Source organism: Yoonia sp. (genome assembly GCF_017854565.1).
Classification (GTDB): Bacteria; Pseudomonadota; Alphaproteobacteria; order Rhodobacterales; family Rhodobacteraceae; genus Yoonia.
Genome location: NZ_JAFMHJ010000108.1, coordinates 1 through 2,951, shown reverse-complemented (window position 1 = coordinate 2,951; position 2,951 = coordinate 1). Strand labels below are relative to the sequence as shown.

Annotated in this window: 2 pseudogenes; both read left to right on the top strand. The window is 57.3% G+C overall.

The features are described 5' to 3' along the window. Positions 1–1,532 (top strand): annotated as a pseudogene (locus QZ196_RS17530) (DNA-directed RNA polymerase subunit beta); the annotation flags it as partial. A gap of 95 nt (positions 1,533–1,627) precedes the next feature. Further along, positions 1,628–2,951 (top strand): annotated as a pseudogene (locus tag QZ196_RS17525) (DNA-directed RNA polymerase subunit beta'); the annotation flags it as partial.

Here is a 2,951-nt window from a genome sequence, read left to right as displayed (position 1 = left end):
TCACACGCGATATTCCAAACGTTGGTGAAGAAGCGCTGCGCAACCTCGACGAGGCGGGCATCGTGTACATCGGCGCGGATGTTGAACCAGGTGACATTCTGGTCGGCAAGATCACACCAAAGGGCGAAAGCCCGATGACGCCAGAAGAAAAGCTGCTGCGCGCCATCTTTGGTGAAAAAGCGTCGGACGTCCGCGATACATCCCTGCGCCTGCCGCCGGGTGACTTTGGTACAGTCGTTGAAGTACGTGTCTTCAACCGCCACGGCGTGGAAAAAGACGAACGCGCGCTCCAGATCGAGCGTGAGGAAGTCGAGCGGCTGTCGCGTGACCGCGACGATGAGATGGTCATTCTTGATCGCAACATCTACGCCCGCCTGAAGTCCATGATCCTTGGCAAAGTGGCCGTAAAAGGCCCCAAAGGCTTCAAGTCCAATTCGGAAGTGACCGAAAGCACGCTTGAAGATTTGAGCCGTGGTCAGTGGTGGCAAATCGCCCTCAAGGACGAAGCTGACGCGCAGGTCGTTGAGGCTCTGAACGAACAGTATGATATCCAGAAGCGCATCATGGATGCCCGGTTCGAGGACAAAGTCGAGAAAGTCCGCCGTGGCGATGATCTGCCCCCGGGCGTGATGAAGATGGTCAAGGTCTTCGTGGCTGTGAAGCGCAAGCTGCAGCCCGGCGACAAAATGGCGGGTCGTCACGGCAACAAGGGTGTGATTTCCAAAGTTGTGCCAATGGAAGACATGCCGTTCCTTGCGGACGGGACACCGGTGGACTTCTGTCTGAACCCACTGGGCGTGCCGTCGCGGATGAACGTCGGTCAGATTCTGGAAACCCACATGGGCTGGGCCGCACGCGGTCTGGGCATCAAGATCGACGATGCTTTGGGTGAATACCGCCGTTCCGGCGATTTGACCCCGGTCCGCGAAGCGATGCGGATCGCCTATGGCGACGACGTTTATGCCGAAGGTATCGAAGGCATGGACGAAGAGCATCTGGTTGAAGCGGCAGGCAACGTTACACACGGTGTGCCGATCGCCACGCCGGTATTTGACGGCGCCAAAGAGGCTGACGTGAACGACGCGCTGATGCGTGCCGGTTTCGACACCTCGGGTCAGTCGATCCTGTTCGACGGTCGGACCGGCGAACAGTTCAGCCGCAAGGTGACAGTGGGCATGAAGTACCTGCTGAAGTTGCACCACTTGGTTGACGACAAGATCCACGCACGTTCCACCGGGCCTTACAGCCTTGTCACGCAGCAGCCTCTGGGTGGTAAAGCCCAGTTCGGAGGCCAGCGTTTCGGGGAAATGGAAGTCTGGGCACTGGAAGCTTACGGCGCGGCTTACACGTTGCAGGAAATGCTGACGGTCAAGTCGGATGACGTTGCAGGGCGGACGAAAGTCTACGAAAGCATCGTCAAAGGCGAAGACAACTTTGAGGCCGGTATCCCAGAGTCGTTCAACGTGCTTGTAAAAGAAGTCCGGGGCCTCGGCCTCAACATGGAACTCCTGGATGCGGAGGATGAGGAATAAGCGAAGTTCGTCGGGGAAAACCCCGACCTACGTAGGGCAGGATTTTCCCCGCCTTCGCGACCCCGTCCAACGCACCCCAATTCAAGGAATTGAAGATGAACCAGGAACTGACAAACAACCCGTTTAACCCGGTTGCTCCGGCGAAAACGTTTGACGAAATCAAGGTGTCTTTGGCATCCCCCGAACGGATTCTGTCGTGGTCCTTTGGCGAGATCAAAAAGCCGGAGACCATTAACTACCGCACGTTCAAGCCAGAGCGTGACGGTCTGTTCTGCGCGCGTATTTTTGGCCCGATCAAAGACTACGAATGCCTGTGCGGCAAATACAAGCGGATGAAATATCGCGGCGTCGTCTGCGAAAAATGTGGTGTCGAAGTGACGCTGCAAAAGGTCCGCCGCGAACGGATGGGCCACATCGAACTGGCCGCACCCGTCGCGCACATCTGGTTCCTGAAATCGCTGCCATCGCGCATCGGCCTGATGCTGGACATGACGCTGCGTGATCTTGAGCGGATCCTCTATTTCGAAAACTACGTGGTGATCGAACCGGGCCTCACCGACCTCACCTACGGTCAGCTGATGACCGAAGAAGAGTTCAACGACGCGCAGGACCTTTACGGCATGGACGCGTTCCAAGCCAACATCGGTGCAGAAGCGATCCGCGAAATGCTCGCTCAGATCGACCTAGAGTCCGAAGCGGAAACCCTGCGTGCGGACCTCAAGGAAGCCACTGGCGAACTGAAGCCCAAGAAGATCATCAAGCGTTTGAAGATCGTCGAAAACTTTATCGAATCCGGAAACCGTCCGGAATGGATGGTTCTGACCGTGATCCCCGTGATCCCGCCGGAACTGCGCCCGCTCGTCCCGCTGGACGGCGGCCGTTTCGCGACCTCCGATCTGAATGACCTCTATCGTCGCGTGATCAACCGTAACAACCGTCTGAAGCGTCTGATCGAACTGCGCGCACCTGACATCATCGTCCGCAACGAAAAGCGGATGCTGCAGGAATCTGTCGATGCGCTGTTCGACAACGGCCGTCGTGGTCGCGTGATCACGGGTGCCAACAAGCGTCCGCTGAAATCGCTGTCCGATATGCTGAAGGGCAAGCAGGGTCGCTTCCGTCAGAACCTTTTGGGCAAGCGGGTCGACTTTTCGGGGCGTTCGGTCATCGTGACCGGCCCGGAACTGAAACTGCACCAGTGTGGTCTGCCCAAGAAGATGGCGTTGGAGCTGTTCAAGCCGTTCATCTACTCGCGTCTGGAAGCCAAAGGCCTGTCATCGACTGTAAAGCAGGCGAAAAAGCTGGTTGAAAAAGAGCGTCCCGAGGTTTGGGATATTCTCGATGAGGTGATCCGCGAACACCCGGTCATGCTGAACCGTGCGCCCACGCTGCACCGTCTTGGCATTCAGGCGTTCGAAC